Annotated in this window: 14 protein-coding genes; 9 read left to right on the top strand and 5 right to left on the bottom strand. The window is 62.4% G+C overall.

Annotated features, from left to right (window positions below; translation table 11 throughout):
* The first annotated feature begins 89 nt into the window (after positions 1-89).
* On the top strand, positions 90-1,754 hold the full coding sequence (locus DWW03_RS00505; protein ID WP_022062112.1) for an AMP-binding protein: 1,665 nt from the start codon (positions 90-92) through the stop codon (positions 1,752-1,754).
* 112 nt (positions 1,755-1,866) lie between these two features.
* On the opposite strand, the gene asnA is transcribed toward DWW03_RS00505, so the two are convergent.
* From asnA to DWW03_RS00490, 3 genes are all read right to left on the bottom strand, one after another.
* Positions 1,867-2,901: an aspartate--ammonia ligase gene (asnA, locus tag DWW03_RS00500; protein WP_118406080.1), complete on the bottom strand. Its 1,035-nt coding sequence runs from the start codon at positions 2,899-2,901 to the stop codon at positions 1,867-1,869.
* Positions 2,902-3,110: 209 nt separating this feature from the next.
* Positions 3,111-6,338: a DUF2723 domain-containing protein gene (locus DWW03_RS00495; protein WP_022062111.1), complete on the bottom strand. Its 3,228-nt coding sequence runs from the start codon at positions 6,336-6,338 to the stop codon at positions 3,111-3,113.
* An 86-nt stretch (positions 6,339-6,424) separates the two neighbouring features.
* Positions 6,425-7,951: a DEAD/DEAH box helicase gene (locus tag DWW03_RS00490; RefSeq protein WP_118406079.1), complete on the bottom strand. Its 1,527-nt coding sequence runs from the start codon at positions 7,949-7,951 to the stop codon at positions 6,425-6,427.
* Positions 7,952-8,037: 86 nt separating this feature from the next.
* Between DWW03_RS00490 and cysS the strand changes: the two genes are divergently transcribed.
* The 6 genes from cysS (at position 8,038) to prfB (ending at position 14,091) form a co-directional block, all read left to right on the top strand.
* Positions 8,038-9,513 (top strand): cysteine--tRNA ligase, encoded by a 1,476-nt coding sequence (cysS, locus tag DWW03_RS00485; protein WP_015547581.1) that lies wholly within the window; start codon positions 8,038-8,040, stop codon positions 9,511-9,513.
* A gap of 13 nt (positions 9,514-9,526) precedes the next feature.
* A complete protein-coding gene (locus DWW03_RS00480) occupies positions 9,527-10,483 on the top strand; it encodes a carbohydrate kinase family protein (RefSeq protein WP_015547582.1) in 957 nt (318 codons plus the stop codon).
* 25 nt (positions 10,484-10,508) lie between these two features.
* On the top strand, positions 10,509-10,871 hold the full coding sequence (locus tag DWW03_RS00475; RefSeq protein ID WP_022062110.1) for a hypothetical protein: 363 nt from the start codon (positions 10,509-10,511) through the stop codon (positions 10,869-10,871).
* Between the two features lie 65 nt (positions 10,872-10,936).
* The gene (locus DWW03_RS00470) at positions 10,937-12,334 is read left to right on the top strand and encodes an MATE family efflux transporter (protein WP_118406078.1); all 1,398 of its coding nucleotides are present in this window, start codon (positions 10,937-10,939) and stop codon (positions 12,332-12,334) included.
* A 4-nt stretch (positions 12,335-12,338) separates the two neighbouring features.
* The gene (locus DWW03_RS00465; RefSeq protein ID WP_022062108.1) at positions 12,339-12,971 is read left to right on the top strand and encodes an AAA family ATPase; all 633 of its coding nucleotides are present in this window, start codon (positions 12,339-12,341) and stop codon (positions 12,969-12,971) included.
* Positions 12,972-12,978: 7 nt separating this feature from the next.
* Complete coding sequence (gene prfB / locus DWW03_RS00460) at positions 12,979-14,091, top strand: peptide chain release factor 2 (RefSeq protein ID WP_015547586.1); 1,113 nt, start codon at positions 12,979-12,981, stop codon at positions 14,089-14,091.
* 3 nt (positions 14,092-14,094) lie between these two features.
* On the opposite strand, the gene DWW03_RS00455 is transcribed toward prfB, so the two are convergent.
* The gene (locus DWW03_RS00455) at positions 14,095-14,976 is read right to left on the bottom strand and encodes a hypothetical protein (protein WP_022062107.1); all 882 of its coding nucleotides are present in this window, start codon (positions 14,974-14,976) and stop codon (positions 14,095-14,097) included.
* A 59-nt stretch (positions 14,977-15,035) separates the two neighbouring features.
* Here DWW03_RS00455 and DWW03_RS00450 point away from each other — a divergent pair, with 59 nt between their 5' ends.
* Positions 15,036-16,217 (top strand): exo-beta-N-acetylmuramidase NamZ domain-containing protein, encoded by a 1,182-nt coding sequence (locus DWW03_RS00450; protein WP_022062106.1) that lies wholly within the window; start codon positions 15,036-15,038, stop codon positions 16,215-16,217.
* Between the two features lie 72 nt (positions 16,218-16,289).
* Positions 16,290-16,574, top strand: coding sequence for a GIY-YIG nuclease family protein (locus tag DWW03_RS00445; RefSeq protein ID WP_015547588.1), 285 nt, complete (start codon positions 16,290-16,292; stop codon positions 16,572-16,574).
* A gap of 105 nt (positions 16,575-16,679) precedes the next feature.
* Here the strand turns inward: DWW03_RS00445 and DWW03_RS00440 are convergent, their stop codons facing one another.
* Positions 16,680-17,258, bottom strand: coding sequence for a sugar O-acetyltransferase (locus tag DWW03_RS00440; RefSeq protein WP_015547589.1), 579 nt, complete (start codon positions 17,256-17,258; stop codon positions 16,680-16,682).
* Positions 17,259-17,268: the final 10 nt, after the last annotated feature.

Raw genomic sequence — 17,268 nt, 5'->3', positions numbered from 1 at the left:
AATGTCAAAAATAGTGTTTTTTAGCCGGAAATTAGTAATTTCGCCCCAAACTTTTGCGTTATCCGAACGTAGCTAAAAAAGAACACATGATGACTATCAATACACTGTACGAACTGGTCCGCAACAGCGTGGAGAAGTTCGCGTCGAAGGTCGCTTTCTCGATGTACGAGGGCGATGACGTGACTTATGCCGAGGTGGACCGTCGTATCGCCAGGGTGCAGGAAATCCTCACCGGAGCGGGGCTTCGCGCCGGGGACAAGGTGGCTCTCCTGAGCAGCAACATGCCCAACTGGGGCATCAGCTATTTCGCCGTCACGTCGGCGGGCATGGTGGCCGTGCCGATCCTGCCCGACTTCTCGGGCGAGGAGCTGGACATGATCATCGAGCATTCGGAGGCCAAGGCCCTGCTCGTGTCGGACAAACTTTTCACCAAGCTCTCGAAGCAGACCATCGAGCGGCTCAACGTGGCGGTCCGCACCAAGAACCTCGGCGTCATCTCGCAGCGCGTCCGCGGGGAAGGCTCGACGGGCGTTCCCCGGCCCGACGACCTGGCCGTGATCATCTACACGTCGGGAACCACTTCGAAGCCCAAGGGCGTGATGCTGACCCATGCGGCGCTCTGCGCGCAGGTCGACATCTCCGCCTCGATCTTCCCGGTCGACGGCGGCGACACGTTCCTTTCGGTGCTGCCCCTCTCGCACACCTACGAGTGCTCCATCGGCATGATCTATCCCTTCTCGATGGGCGCGCGGGTGGTCTACCTCGACCGTCCGCCCACGGCCTCGGTGCTGATGCCCGCCCTGCGTGCGATCCGCCCGACAGTCATGCTGATCGTGCCGCTGATCATCGAGAAAATCTACCGCCACCAGGTGCTCGCCAAGTTCAATTCCAACTCCTTCTGGCGCACGCTCTACCGCATCGGCTTCATGCGCCGCTACCTCCACCGCGTCGCGGGCGGGAAACTGATGAAACTCTTCGGCGGCCGTCTGCGCTTCCTGGGAATCGGGGGTGCGAAACTCGACGGCGGGGCCGAGAAATTCCTGCTCGAAGCCCGCGTCCCCTATGCCATCGGCTACGGGCTGACCGAGACCGCACCGCTGCTGGCCGGCGCGGCCCCTTCGATGGTGCGGCTGGGATCGACCGGTCCCCAGGCCCCGGGCGTCGAACTGCGGCTGGAGAACGTCAACCCCGAGACCCGTCAGGGCGAGATCGTGGCCCGCACGCCGAGTGCGATGGTGGGCTATTTCAAGAATCCCGAGGCTACGAAGGAGGCTTTCACGGCCGACGGATGGTTCCGCACGGGCGACCTCGGGGAGCTGGACAAGGACGGCTGGCTCTACATCAAGGGCCGTCTGAAGAACATGATCGTGGGTCCCGGCGGCGAGAACATCTATCCCGAGGACATCGAGACGGTGCTCAACTCGCACGTCTGCATCGCCGATTCGATCGTCACGGAGCAGGAGGGCCGCCTGATCGCCCTGGTGCACTTCAACCGCGAGGAGATCGAGTCGATGATCGACGACTGGCGCGAGGAGTGGGAGAGCAAGAAGGAGGCCTGGGAGGCCAAGACCGAACAGCTGAAGAAGGAGATCATGGATTTCGTCAACGCCAAGGTCAACCGTTTTTCGCGGATCTCGGAGGTCGTTGAGGAGAAGGAGGATTTCATCAAGACCCCCACGCATAAGATCAAGCGTTTCCTTTACAACAAGAACAAGAACGGCCAGACTCCGGACCAGCCTGCCGCCGGAAAATAAGCAAAGCCCCCGCTCCGAGAGCGGGGGCTTTTTCTTAATCCGGAGCAGCCGGAGCGTTTCCGCGGGGCGGTCGGCTTTCGGCGAGGGACCGGGGCGCTTTCGAGGAGCCGCCTCACTTGAGGTGGATGCCGTGGGCGGCGCACTCGGCGATCATCCGCTCGGGCCAGATGCTGACCTGGACTTCGCCGATATGGGCGCAGCGCAGGTAGAACATGCAGAGGCGCGACTGGCCGATGCCGCCGCCGATCGAGAGCGGCAGCCGTCCTTCGAGCAGCAGGCGGTGGAACTCCATTTCGCGCCGCTCGGGACATCCGCAGATCGCAAGCTGGCGTTCGAGGGCCTCGGCGTCGACGCGGATGCCCATGCTCGAAAGTTCGAAGGCGCTCTCCAGCACCGGGTTCCACACGATGATGTCGCCGTTGAGCCCTTTGTAACCGCCTTCGGTCGGGGTGCTCCAGTCGTCGTAGTCCGGGGCGCGTCCGTCGTGCCGCTGCCCGTCGGAAAGTTCGCCGCCGATGCCGATGAGGAACAGCGCGCCGTATTTGCGGGCCGCCGCCTGCTCGCGCTCCTTGGGCGTCAGCGCGGGGAACTCCTGCAACAACTCCTCGGCCTGCAGGAACGTGATTCGCTCGGGCAGTATGGGCGTGATGTGCGGATAGAGTTCGTAAACCTCCTCCTCGACGGCTTTCATCGCCTCGTAGATCGTTTCGACGGTCGCTTTCAGGAAGTTCAGGTTGCGCTCTTCGGGGCGCATCGTGCGTTCCCAGTCCCACTGGTCGACGTAGAGCGAGTGGATGTTGTCCAGCTCCTCGTCGGCGCGGATGGCGTTCATGTCGGTGTACAGCCCGTATCCCGGGGCGATCTTGTAGGTCCCCAGTTTCATGCGTTTCCATTTGGCCAGCGAGTGCACCACCTCGGCCCGGCGGTCGCCCAGATCGCGGATCGGGAACGACACGGCGCGCTCCACGCCGTTCAGGTCGTCGTTGATGCCCGTGCCCGAAAGGACGAACAACGGCGCCGTGACGCGGCGTAGGCGCAGGCGGCGGGCCAGCATGTCGGGAAAAATCTCCTTGAGATAGGTGATGGCCTGCTCCATCGTTTCGGGAGCGAGCTTGGCCGTATAGTCTTCCGGAATGAAAAGCGGCATAAGTTCAGGGTTTGGATTCGTGAAAAACGGTTTATTTTGCAAATATAGTGAAAGGTGAGGGCAATTGGGAGTGTTCAGGCTCAAAAAATGTCGGTTTTAACCGCGGAACCGGATTTTGGCCTGCCCGAAATCCGTTCCGGGTGGGCGGCCGCATAAAAATAACGCACGTAACAGAAGCGTTACGTGCGTTATTTCATTTCCGGTTCCGGTTATTTCGCGGCGGGCAGCAGCGCCGAGTCGGGCTGCTGGCGTTTGTCGCCCACGTCGATCAGGTTCTCCTCGGAGACCCCCAGCGAACGGTAGTAGTCGTTCAGTTCGGCCACCACCTCCTTGCGGTCGGCGTAGCTGGCCAGGTAGTAGATGTCGCCCAGCTGGTCGAGCTTCTCGTCGATAAGGCCCGAGACCATGTCGCCCTGCGCCCCTTCGAAACGGAGGTAGTGCTCGATGTATTCGATCAGCGTCTGGGCATACTCCCTCAAGAGGGCGTCGCCCTTCGCGGCGGCTTCCTTGTCGCCCATGGCCGAAGCGGCGTAATAGGCCTCCAGGAAGGGGTAGGTGTTGGTGTCGGTGAAGCGCACCTGCGAGGTCGGCATCCGCTCCAGCCCCAGGTCGAGCAGCTCGACGGCCTCTGCGACGCGGTTCTGCCGCAGCAGCTCCTTGGCCACGCGGGCGAAGGCGTCGCGGGCGTGCGAGGCCGAAAGGTTGTACTGGATGAAGTAGTCGGCGTAGACCCGCGGGTCTTTGAGGTTGCCGTAGCGGAACGTGTCGCGCAGCAGCGGCGCGGCGTAGTCGGCGTCGATGCGTCCGATCTCGTAGGGGTTCTGCGTCGGGGTGAGGATCGGCACCAGGCGGTAGGCGTAGCCGTCGAACTGGAGGTAGTCCATCAGCCCAAAGTCCTGGAGAATGTAGACCTGCGTCATGTAGATCGGGCGTTTCCAGTCGAAGTTGGCCAGCATGTCGAGGATCATCAGCTGGTTCTTGTCCAGCGAATTCTTCTTGATGTTGATGAACACCGTGTCGACCATCTTGTCGCGGTCCTTTTCGGCCACGATGCCCGACGCCAGGGCGTTCTCCTTGTTCACCGGCAGGGCGATGCGCTTGGCGGGGATGTAGTCGGCCAGCGTGCCGTCGGCGAGTTTGACCTTGCTGCGGGGGTCGTCGCTGCGCACGAAGTCGATCACCTCCTTGATCTCCACCGGGCGGTCGATGCTGTTGGTGACGTAGATCATGTCGTTGTTGAAGGTGTACTTGTGCTTGGGCAGCGAGAAGGGGACGCCGGGGGCGTCGTTGGCCTTGGTCTTCATCTCGTCGATGTACCACTCGCCGCCGAGGTAGGAGGTGTTCATAATCCGCACGTCGGGGCGCACGCCGTAGACCTCCTGATTGTTCCACAGCGGGAAGGTGTCGTTGTCGCCGTAGTTGAGGATGATCGAGTTGGGGAGCGTCGACTGGAGGTAGTTCCAGCCGATGTCGCGGGCCATCGTGCGGTGCGAACGGTCGTGGTCGTCCCAGTTCTGGGCCGCGAGGATGGCCGGGACGCTCATTGCGACGACCGTTGCCGCGGCTGCCGTCGCCACGTTGTCGCGCTTCGAGAGCCGGGCGATCAGGTCGCGCAGGGCCAGCACGCCGAATCCGATCCAGATCGAGAAGGCGTAGAACGATCCCGCATAGACGTAGTCGCGTTCGCGCGGCTCGCCGGGCGAGGTGTTGAAGTAGAAGACCAGCGCGATGCCCATCATCACGAACAGCCACAGCACGATCGAGAAGTTGCGCTGGTCGCGGTTCAACTGGTAGACGAGTCCGATGAGTCCCAGCAGGAAGGGGAGGAAATAATAGGTGTTCCGGCCCTTGTTTTCGGCGATTTCGCGCGGCAGGTTGTCCTGCGGGCCGACGTATTTCTCGTCGATCCAGCGGATACCCGAGAGCCAGTTGCCGTCGGTGATCGTCGTGCGCGAAGGCTGTATGTCGCTCTGGCGTCCCACGAAGTTCCACATGAAATAGCGCCAGTACATGTACGAAAGCTGGTAGTTGAAGAAGAAATGGACGTTTTCCCAGAACGTCGGTTCGGTGACCGTGCGGGTTTCGCCGTAGGAGTCGGTGTAGGCCCGTTTGCGTCCGAAGTCGAGCGTCTCGCCGCGCATGGGACGCCCCTGTGCGTCGCGCAGGACCTCGCCCTTGTCGTCGCGCAGCGTCTCGGTCTTGGTGCGGTAGGCGGCCCACTCCTTGTAGGCCTTTTCGCCCTTCGAGTAGTTCCACATGCGGGGGAAGAGCTGCATGAACTCCGGAGCGTGGGTGTAGCCCGTGAGCACCGTGGCGGTCTTGTACTTGCCGTCCTCGTCCAGATACCACACCTTCTTCTCCTTCACGCCCTCGGGGGGAGCCGAATACTGCGCGCCGTACAGCAGCGGGCGGTCGCCGTACTGGTCGCGGTTCAGGAGCGACAGCAGGGCGTGGGGGTTGTTGGGGTTGTTGGAGTTCATCGGCGGGTTCGCCGCGGCGCGGATGGTCACCGAGGCGTAGGAAGAGTAGCCGACGAGAATCATGGTCGTCGAGAGCAGGATGATGTTGAGCAGCACGCGGCCCCGTCTGTGGGCGGCCCATGCGGCCCATCCCAGGCCGATGATCAGCGCCAGCGCGAAGAGCGTGATGCCCGAGTTGACCGGCAGGCCGAACGTGTTGACGAACAGCGTGTCGATCTGCGCCCCGATCCAGACGGTGTAGGGGATGATGATGTTGTTGACGAAGACGATCATCGCCCCGGACACGAGCGTCGAGAGGGCGATGCCTCGCCAGGTCACCGTGGCGGTCTTGCGGAAGTAGTAGATGAAGACCAGCGCGGGGATGCAGAGCAGGTTGAGGATGTGCACGCCGATCGAGAGTCCCATCAGGTAGGCGATCAGCACGATCCAGCGCGAGGAGTGGGGTTCGTCGGCCTGCTCCTCCCATTTGAGCATCAGCCACACGACCAGCGCCGTGAACATCGACGAGAGCGCGTAGACCTCGCCCTCGACGGCCGAGAACCAGAACGTGTCGGTGAAGGTGTAGGCCAGGGCCCCGACGGCTCCGGCGCCCAGGACGGCCCATGTGTTGGCGGCGGTGAGCTGCGCGCCGTCGCGCGTCACCAGACGCCGTGCCAGGTGGGTGATGGTCCAGAACAGGAACAGGATGCAGAAGGCGCTGGCCAGCGAGTTCATGGCGTTGACGGCGATGCCCACGTAGTCGGGGTTTCCGAAGGCGAAGAGCGTGGCCAGGCGCGCCAGCATCATGAACAGCGGGGCTCCGGGCGGGTGTCCCACTTCGAGTTTGTAGGATGTCGCGATGAACTCCGAGCAGTCCCAGAGGCTTGAGACGGGTTCCATCGTCATCAGATAGACCATCGCCGCGACGGCGAATACGGCCCAGCCCGTGATGTTGTTCCAGCGTTTGTAAAAGTGCATATCCGAGAAAACTTTTTTCGTAACTACTTATCGTGCAAAAGTAATGATTTAACGCGTTTTTTCCAACCTTATTACGCGAAATGCGTTTACAGCCACCTTTTCCACCATTTTTTCTGCGGGGCCTCGGCCGTTGCCGCCGGTGCGGCGATGGCGGTAGCCGCGGACCCGGCGGCGTTCCCCGACCCTCTGCGTTTGCGGCGGCGGGACGGCTTTGCCGAAGGGGCCGGAGCCGGGTTGGGGGCGTTTTTCGGCGCTGCGGTGGCGGCGGATTTGTTCCCGGCGGCTTTCGCGGCATTGCGGGCGGCCTTCTGCTCCGTGTTGCGGGCCGGCCGCTGCGCAGGCTGCTGTCCGGCGTCCGCATCCCGGGCGGGACGCTGTGCGGATTTGGCTCCGGCGTTCCGGGCCGGTTTCGGCTCCTGGGTGCGGGCGGGACGCTGTGCGGCCTTCTGCGCGGGTTTCCGCGCCGGGGCGGCCTTGCGCAGGGCATATTCCGGAACCGGTCCCTCGGTGGGGATCGTAAGTCCGGTGAGTTTCTGGATGTCGCAGAGATACTCGAACTCGTCCTCCGAGCAGAACGACCACGCCGCGCCCTCGTGTCCCGCGCGGCCCGTGCGGCCGATGCGGTGGACGTAGGTTTCGGCCACCTCCGGCAGTTCGTAGTTGATCACCAGCGGCAGCTGGTCGATGTCGATGCCGCGGGCGGCGATGTCGGTGGCGATCATCACCCGGCACTCGCCCGACTTGAAATCGTTCATGGCCTTCACGCGGGCGTTCTGCGACTTGTTGCCGTGGATGGCGCACGACCGGATGCCGGCCCGGTTCAGGATTTTGGCCAGCTTGTCGGCGCCGTGCTTCGTGCGCGAGAATACGAGCACCTGCTGGGCGTCGGATGCCGAGAGCAGGTCGATCAGCAGCTGGCTTTTTTCGGCTTTTTCGGCGAAATGGACCGTCTGCGCGATGGTCTCGACCACCGACGCCGGGGGCGTGACGGTGACCAGCACCGGGTTGCGGAGGATTTTCGCGGCCAGCGCGGCGATCGACTCGGGCATCGTGGCCGAGAAGAAGAGCGTCTGACGCCGTTCGGGAAGCAGCGGCAGGATGCGGCGGATGTCGTGGATGAAGCCCATGTCCAACATGCGGTCGGCCTCGTCGAGCACGAAGAAACGGATCGTGTCGAGCGTCACGTAACCCTGCCCGATCAGGTCGAGCAGGCGGCCCGGGGTGGCCACCAGCAGGTCCACGCCCTTCTGGAGCGCGTCGACCTGCGGACGCTGGTTGACGCCGCCGAAGATCACGCAGTGGCGGATGGGGGTGTAGCGGGCGTAGTCGCGGCAGCACTCGTCGATCTGGATGGCCAGTTCGCGCGTCGGGGTGAGCACCAGGGCGCGGATCGGGCGGCGTCCCTTGGGGGCCGGTTCGGCGGCTAAAAGTTGGAGCATCGGCAGCGTGAAAGCTGCGGTTTTGCCCGTTCCGGTCTGGGCGCAGCCCTGGAGGTCGCGGCCTTCGAGTACGGGAGGAATGGCTTGTTGCTGAATGGGGGTGGGATCTGTGTACCCCTTTTCTCCGATGGCGCGCAACAGCGGCTCGGAGAGTCGTAAGTCTTGAAATTTCATAATAATCGGCGTAAAGGTACGATTTATTTTTCGGTTTCCGTGTAAAAATTCGTACCTTTACCCGTTCAAAACGTTAATTTGCGATTATGGATTCCAAACTCGTACTTTACAATACGCTCACCCGCCGCAAGGAGGTCTTCGAGCCGCTCGTTCCGGGCCGCGTGGGCATGTATGTCTGCGGTCCCACGGTCTACGGCGATCCGCATCTGGGCCACGCCCGGCCCGCCGTGACGTTCGACCTGCTGTTCCGTTACCTCAAGGCTTCGGGCTACAAGGTGCGCTACGTGCGCAACATCACCGACGTGGGCCATCTGGAGCACGACGCCGACGAGGGCGAGGACAAGATCGCCAAGAAGGCCCGGCTCGAACAGCTGGAGCCGATGGAGGTGGCGCACTACTACACGGAGCGTTACCACCGGGCGATGGACGCGCTCAACGTCGAGACCCCCTCGATCGAACCCTATGCCTCGGGACACATCATCGAGCAGATCGAGTTCGTGAAGAGGATTCTGGCCGACGGCTATGCCTACGAGGCGAACGGTTCGGTCTACTTCGACGTAGAGAAGTACAACGCCAAATACAACTACGGCAGGCTGTCGGGGCGCAACCTCGACGACATCGTCGCCAACACGCGCGAGCTGGACGGGCAGTCGGACAAACGCCACTCCTACGACTTCGCGCTGTGGAAGAAGGCGTCGCCCGAGCATATCATGCGGTGGCCGTCGCCCTGGGGCGAGGGTTTCCCGGGCTGGCACATGGAGTGCTCGGCGATGTCCACGCGCTACCTCGGGGAGCGTTTCGACATCCACGGCGGCGGCATGGACCTGATGTTCCCGCACCACGAGTGCGAGATCGCGCAGTCGACCGCCGCGCTGGGCCACGATTCGGCCCGCTACTGGCTGCACAACAACATGATGACGGTCAACGGGCAGAAGATGGGCAAGTCGCTGGGCAACTTCATCACGCTGGAGGAGTTCTTCACCGGGTCGCACCCGAAGCTTTCGCAGGCCTATTCGCCTATGACGATCCGTTTCTTCGTGCTCCAGGCCCACTACCGCTCGACGCTCGATTTCTCGAACGAGGCCCTGCAAGCCGCCGAGAAGGGGCTGGACCGCCTGATGAAGGGCATCGAGACGCTCGGGAAGATCAAACCCGCGGAGGTCTCGACGGTCGATCCCGCCGAGCTGGAGACGCGCTGCGCCGAGGCGATGGACGACGACCTGAACTCGCCGATGGTCATTTCGGCGCTGTTCGACTGGGTGCGCACGATCAACCAGCTGGCCGACGGCTCGCAGACGATCACGGCCGCCGACCTCGCGGCGCTGACGGCCACCGTGCGCCGCTACGCTTTCGACATCCTGGGCCTGCGCGACGAGAAGGCCGCCGGGACGGCTTCGGGGCGCGACTACGTGACGCCGCTGGTCGAGATGCTTCTGGACGAACGCCTGAAAGCCCGTGCGGCGAAGGACTGGGCCGCCTCGGACCGCATCCGCGACGGACTCACGGCCGCCGGCATCCGCGTCAAGGACCGCAAGGACGGCACGGACTGGGAACTGGAATAAAACGCCTGCTGGTATGGGGAATCCGGACAAGATCGTAGCCGTCGGACTGGGCGAGGTGCTTTACGACCACGATGTCGTGACGGACGAATATACCTTCGGCGGCGCGCCGGCCAATTTCGCCGATCATTTCCTCAAGTGCTCCCGGCTGATTTCCGGTCCGGATGCGGCGGAGGTGCATGTGGTCAGCGCGGTCGGGGACGATGAGCGCGGCCGCGCGGTGTCGGCCGAACTGGAGGCCCGCGGGCTTTGCGACGGGCTTTGCCGCGTCGGGGAGCTGCCTACCGGCGTCGTCGACAAACGCCGGGATGCCGCCGGGGTCAACGCCTACGAGATTCTGCCCGGCGCATGGGATGCAATGACGTGGTCGGATGCGCTGGCCCGGCTGGCCGCCCGGACCGATGTGGTCTGCTTCGGTTCGCTGGCGCAGCGCAGCGCGGCGTCGCACGCTACCGTCGTCCGGTTTCTCGACGGGGTGATTCGCCGGGAGCGGCCGACGCTGCGCGTGTTCGACGTCAACCTGCGGCAGGATTTCTTCTCGCGGGAGGTGCTGGAGGAGTCGATGGCTCGCTGCAATATTTTGAAGATCAGCGACGAGGAGGCTCCGCGCGTGGCCGGATGCCTGACCGGATGTCCCGCCGCCGATCCGGGCGGGCTGTGCCGGGAGTTGCTCGACCGCCGGGAGAACCTCGAAATGGTCATCCTCACCGAGGGCGCCGAGGGCAGCCGCGTGTTCACCCGGAACCGGATTTCGGCCTATGTGATTCCCCGCGGGGAGCGTGTCCGCCCTGTCGACACGGTCGGTGCGGGCGATTCGTTCACGGCGGCGTTTTGCGCGATGCTGGCCGCCGGGTACGACATCTGGCCGGCCCAGGCGTTCGCGTCGAAGGTCGCGGCTTTCGTCTGTTCGTGCGCGGGCGCCACGCCGGAGTACCCGGCCGCGGCGAAAACGGAATTTTCAGGGAATTTGTAACGTTTTATCTGATAAGGACAGAGACATGGAGACATACCGGTACAATACCTTGCGGTTTTTCAGGGTGCAGTTCGGCCTGCCCGCCCGGATGCCTTTGGAGTGGTGCGTCGTACGGGAGACCTCGCGTGCGGGCAGCGAATTGCGGCTCGGCGTCGCGCTGAAAGGAACGGGGCTGTACATCGACGTGGCGATGCGGCGGTTCTTCTCGCAGATCGACATTCCGCTCATCGAGCGCCGCTGCTACCCGGCCGAGCGGATCAGCCGGGGGGATGACTACGAATACCGGAGCGCCGAAGGGTGGAGCTTCACTTGCCCCAAGCATTACATTTGCGATATTTATTACCCCGCGCGATTCAGCCGCGAACTGCTGGCGCATAGCGTGCTGTGAGGCAGCCCCGGGCGTGCGTGCCGTACGTGCGGGCCGGTAATGGAATTTTTAAGGGAATATAACTTATGACGGAGATAAAATCGGCGGCTTTGGAGCTCGGAACCGAGCGAATCCGGAAGCTGCTCGTGCAATATGCCGTGCCGGCGATCATCGCCATGACGGCCTCGTCGCTCTACAACATGGTCGACAGCATCTTCATCGGCCACGGGGTCGGGCCGCTGGCCATCTCGGGCCTTGCGCTGACCTTCCCGCTGATGAACCTCGCCGCGGCGTTCGGTTCGCTGGTGGGCGTGGGCGCCGCGACGCTGATTTCGATGCGCCTGGGCCAGCGCGACTACGAAACGGCCCAGCGGGTGTTGGGCAACGTACTGGTGCTCAATCTGATCATCGGCATAGCGTTCGGCCTCGTGGCGCTTCTGTTCCTCGATTCGATCCTCTATTTCTTCGGGGCCAGCGAGGCCACGATCGGCTATGCCCGCGAATACATGACCGTCATTCTGCTGGGCAACGTGGTCACGCACATGTATCTGGGTCTGAACTCCGTGCTGCGCGCCTCGGGGCATCCCCGCAAGTCGATGTACGCCACGATCAACACCGTGGTCATCAATACGATCCTCGACCCGCTGTTCATTTTCGGTTTCGGCTGGGGCATCCGCGGAGCGGCTATCGCCACGGTGCTGGCGCAGGTCATCTCGCTCGTGTGGCAGCTGCGCATCCTTTCGAACAAACAGGAGCTTCTCCACTTCCGCCGCGGCATCTACCGCCTGCGGAAGAAGATCGTGCGCGACATGCTGGCCATCGGCATGTCGCCCTTCCTGATGAACCTCGCGGCGTGCTTCATCGTCATCCTCATCAACAAGGGGCTGAAGGAGTACGGCGGCGACCTGATGATCGGCGCCTACGGCATCGTCAACCGCCTGGCGTTCTTCTTCGTGATGATCGTGCTGGGCGTCAACCAGGGCATGCAGCCCATTGCGGGTTACAACTTCGGCGCGAAGCAGTACGACCGCGTGATGCGCGTGCTGAAGCTGACGATGATCGGCGCGACGTGCGTCACCACCGCGGGATTCCTCCTCGGCGAGTTCATGCCGCGCCTGGCCGTGGGAATGTTTACCTCCGACGAGGAGCTGATCCGCCTGGCGGTCGAAGGCATGCGCATCGTCTTCTTCTGCTTCCCGATCATCGGTTTCCAGATGGTGGCCACCAACTTCTTTATGAGCATCGGCATGGCCGGCAAGGCGATCTTCCTGTCGCTGTCGCGCCAGCTGCTGTTTCTGATGCCCGGACTGATCTTCCTGCCGCACATTTTCGACGTCTGCACCGAGTGGAACGGCAGCTGGGGCGTGTGGTGCTCGATGCCGCTGTCGGACTTCCTGGCTTCGCTGGTGGCTTTCTTCATGCTGACTTACCAACTGCGGAAATTCCGGGCCATCGGTGCGGAAAACGCCGCCAAAGAGGGATAGGACTATGGAACAATTCGTCATCAACATCGGCCGCCAGCTGGGCAGCGGCGGCAGGACCGTCGGGGAGATCATCGCCCGCAGGTTGGGCGTGAAGCTCTACGACAAGGAGCTGATCAACCTGGCGGCGCGCGAGAGCGGCATCTGCTCCGAGTTTTTCGAGAAGGCCGACGAGAAGGAGTCGCGCGGCGTGATTTCGACCGTGGTCGGCTACCTGCGGGCGCCGTTCGTGGGCGACGACGGGGGCGTGACGAACGTGCTGTCGAACGACGCGCTGTTCAAGATTCAGAGCGACGTGATCCGCGCCGTCGCGGCGCGTGAATCGGCGGTTTTTGTGGGCCGCTGTGCCGATTACATCCTGCGCGAGAATCCGCGCTGCGTCAATGTCTTCCTCACGGCCGACGATGCCGACCGCATCGGCCGCATCCGCCGCCGGCAGGGATGCACCGCGGAGGAGGCCCGCGCGATGATGGAGCGCGTCGACGCCCGGCGCGCCTCGTATTACAACTATTACAGCTCGCGGACGTGGGGCGAGGCGGCGACCTACCACCTCTGCGTCAGCACCTCGCCGCTGGGCGACGAGGGCACGGCGGATTTCATCCTGGAGTTCGCCGCACGGAAACTGAACATGAAATTTTGAGCATATTATGGTACTTGCGGAACAGATCAAGGAGATCGAACAGCGCCGGGAAGCGCTGGAACGCTGTTTGGACATCGACCAGAAGCGCATCGACCTGCGCAACGAAGAGGAGAAAACCCAGGAGCCGAACTTCTGGGACAACCCCGACAAGGCGCGCGAGCAGCTGCGCAAGGTGGCGGGGATCAAGGCATGGGTCGAGGATTACGACGCCATTCGCAAGGATGCCGAGGACCTTCAGCTGATGCCCGACTTCGTGAAGGAGGGCGTGGTCAGCGAGGAGGAGATGGACGCCCACTACGCCGCGACGCTCGAAAAGATCGAAAAACTCGAAATGCGCAACATGCTGCGCCGCGACGAGGACAAACTCGGGGCCATTCTCGACATCAACGCCGGGGCGGGCGGCACGGAGGCGCTCGACTGGGCGTCGATGCTCATGCGCATGTACACCCGCTGGGGCGAGGCCCACGGCTATAAGGTCAAGGTGCTGGACTTCCAGGCCGGCGACGAAGTCGGGGTGAAATCCTGCACGCTGGAGTTCGAGGGGGAATACGCCTACGGCTACCTCAAGAGCGAGAACGGCGTGCACCGCATGGTGCGCCTGTCGCCGTTCAACGCCAACAACAAGCGTCAGACCACGTTTGCGTCGGTGTTCGTATCGCCGGCCGTCGACGACACGATCGAGATCACGGTCAATGCCGCCGACATCGAGTGGGACACGTTCCGTTCGTCGGGCGCCGGAGGGCAGAACGTCAACAAGGTGGAGACGGCCGTGCGCCTGCGCTACCACGCGAAAGACCCCGACACGGGCGAGGCGATCGAGTACCTGATCGAGAACATGGAGACGCGCTCGCAGCTGATGAACCGCGAGAACGCCATGCGCATCCTCCGCTCGAAACTCTACCAGCGCGAGCTGGACAAGCGTATGGCGACGCAGCAGGCGCTGGAGGCTTCGAAGAAGAAGATCGAGTGGGGTTCGCAGATCCGCTCGTACGTCTTCGACGACCGCCGCGTGAAGGATCACCGCACGGGCGTGCAGACTTCGGCCGTGGAGTCGGTGATGGACGGCGACCTGGACGCCTTCATCAAGGCCTATCTGATGGAATACGGCGCGCAGGCGTAGGGATTATTCCTCCCAATGATAAAGTCCGCCCACTTCTTTCCAGCCCGAATGCGTCTTATGTAGAAGGACGCCGCTGCCGTTGTACTCTTCCACTACCTCGGCAACGGCCTTGTCGAGTGATTTGTTCAGGACGATGTATCCGATTGCGGGGATTCCGAGATGCCATCCTTCCCAATGCCCGTTGATGACGTACCAGTAGTTTTGCAGGAAACGCATCCGCTTCCGGCCCGATTCTGCGGATGTCCGCTCTTCGTCGGGCCAGTATCCGTTTTTCTCCAGAAACAGTTCGAGAGCATCCTTGTATTCATCGGTGAGATAGAGCTGTTTTAACCCCGCTTGCCGGATTTGCGGTCGGAAATCGTCCAAAACCCTGTAATAGGCTCCCGCTTTGCGGAGAAGGTAAAATCCGTCGGTCGGAAATGTGGGAGGAGGGGAGCTTTCGTAATAATAATCGAACATGCCGTCCTCTGCGACACAGAACGTCAATTGCGATTGGATAACGACGTAGCGGTAGGCCGAATCGCTCCGGAAACCCCTCGGACGAAGCGTCGGGTCGGGATTGAAGAGGGTGGTAAAGAGATTGTAAACGTTACGCAGCGTGTCGTTCTGGTTGTCCGGAGCCGATGCGTTGGACGTATATTTCCGATGCCATGTCTCCGGAAACTCCTCCATCCCCGGTCCCGATTTGCAGGAATAGATTGAGTCGAGTTCCTGGGCTAACTCTTTTGCCCGGGATGGAGCGTAGCGAAAATCCGTATTGTCCGCCTCCGAGGGCAGCGCATCTTTCGTTGCCCAAAGGAAATAGCCTCCGATGAAACAGACAACCAGAAAAGACAGGGCCGGGAAAAGGTTCAGCTCGGAGCGATCCGTTTTACGAAGGTTCATGGCAGAGGCGCTTTTCCGCAAAGATAGCATTTTTCGGTGCAAAATATTATCTTTGCTCTATGAAGCGATCTGTTTTTATCCTTGTATTCACCATTTTTGCAGCCTTCGCCGCTCCGGCGCAGGTGAACGTCGGCATGACCGACACGGCGTCCTATTACCCGCTGCTGCGGGGACGGCGCGTGGCCGTGCTGGCCAACCAGACCTCCGTGGCGGAGCTGCCCGGCGCGCCGGGAGCCGATGCCTCCGGGCGGGTGCATCTGGTCGACCTGCTCCACGGTGAAGGGTTTGCCGTCGCGGCGATCTTCTCGCCCGAGCACGGATTCCGCGGCACGGCCGATGCCGGGGAGCGGGTCGCAAGTTCGGTCGACGCCCGGACGGGCATTCCCATCCGCTCGCTCTACGACGGCAACGCGAAACGGCCTTCGGACGAGGCGATGCGCTCGTTCGACGTGCTGGTCGTCGACATGCAGGACGTGGGTCTGCGCTTCTATACCTATTATATCTCGATGCTGCGGATGATGGACGCCTGCGCCGATTTCGGCCGCCTGGTCGTGGTGCTCGACCGCCCCAATCCCAACGGGCATCTTGTCGACGGACCCGTTCTCGACATGAAGTACAAATCGGGCGTCGGGGCGATTCCGGTCCCCGTGCTCCACGGACTGACGATGGGCGAAATCGCCCGCATGGCCGTTGGCGAAGGGTGGGCGAAGCCGTGCGACCTGACGGTCGTGAAGTGCCGCAACTACACCCATGCCACCGAATACCTCTTGCCCGTCGCTCCGTCGCCCAACCTTCCGACTGCGCGCGCCGTCTATCTCTATGCCGCGCTGTGCCCCTTCGAGGGCACGGTCGTGAGCCTCGGACGCGGAACGGACTGCCCGTTCGAAATCTACGGACATCCCGATATGACCGGACGCGCCTTTTCCTTTACGCCGCGCCCCACGGCCGGGGCCAAACATCCGCCGCTCGAAGGCCGGCTGTGCCACGGCGTCGACCTGCGCGGCATGCCGCTCTCCGAGGCCCGCGAAGTGGGATTCTCGCTGCGCTACATGATCGACGCCTACCGCGATCTGGGGCTGGGGGACAGGTTCTTCACCCCGATGTTCGAAAAGCTGGTCGGTGCGGGATGGGTGCGCGGGATGATCGTGGCCGGGGCTTCGGAGGAGGCGATCCGCGCCCGCTGGGTTCCCGATGTGGAACGCTACCGCGAAAAGCGGGTGCAGTACTTGCTTTACGAATAGAATGATGGGGTTTTACGTCATTGCGAGGAGCTGCAGGCGACGTGGCAATCCGAAAAAAACGCAGAGTCGGCCATGGAGAGCAGCTATGTATATATATTGACCAATAAACTGCATACGGTGCTGTATGTCGGCGTTACGACCTCGTTATCCCGGCGTATGAAAGAACATGCCGCCGGTCAGTCTGCATTTACGCGCCGCTATAACGTCCATAAGTTGATTTACGCCGAGGAGTATCGGGACGTTCGGGATGCAATCGCCCGGGAGAAACAAATCAAGAGTTGGAGCCGGAAACGGAAAATCGGGTTAATAGACTCTCAAAATTCATTGTGGAAGGACTTATCGGACGGGTTCGTCTGATTCTTGATCTGGGCCGTAATGCCACAGCGCAGCAATCGGATTGCCGCGTCGCTGCGCTCCTCGCAATGACGTAAAAGCGCCCCGGATCGGAGCGCTTTTTCTTTTTCATACGGGCGTTACCCGATCCGCCTCGGTGATCTCCCGCAGGACGCGGCAGGGCGAGCCGACGGCCACGACTCCCGCCGGGATGTCGTGCGTGACGACGCTCCCGGCCCCGATCACCGTGTTGTCGCCGATCGTCACGCCCTGCATCACGACCGTGTGGCCTCCGATCCAGACGTTGTTGCCGATGGCAATGGGCAGCGAACGCATGATGCCCGCGTTGCGCTGGTCGGGCAGCAGGGCGTGGTTGACGGTGTAGATGCCGACGTTCGGCCCGATGAAGACGTGGTCGCCGATGGTGACGGGCGCTTCGTCGAGGATCGTCAGGTTGAAATTGCCGACGAAATGGTCGCCGACCGAAATCTGCGCTCCGAAATCGCAGTGGAACGGGCTGTGGATGCAGACCGACTTGCCGACGTGTCCGAACAGCTGCCGGATGATCGCCTCCCGCTCCTCCCGGCGGCTCGGGGGCAGCTGGTTGAGCCGGAACACCAGCTCCTCGGTCCGCAGCAGCGCGCCGCCGATTTCAGGACAGATGGCGTGGAGCCAAAGCCCGGCTTTCATTTTTTCGAGATCGCCCATGATTCGTTGG

The sequence above is a fragment of the Alistipes sp. AF14-19 genome, assembly GCF_003461645.1.
Classification (GTDB): domain Bacteria; phylum Bacteroidota; class Bacteroidia; order Bacteroidales; family Rikenellaceae; genus Alistipes; species Alistipes shahii.
The sequence above is the reverse complement of the archived record's forward strand: the minus strand, read 5'-3'. Positions and strand labels throughout refer to the sequence as shown.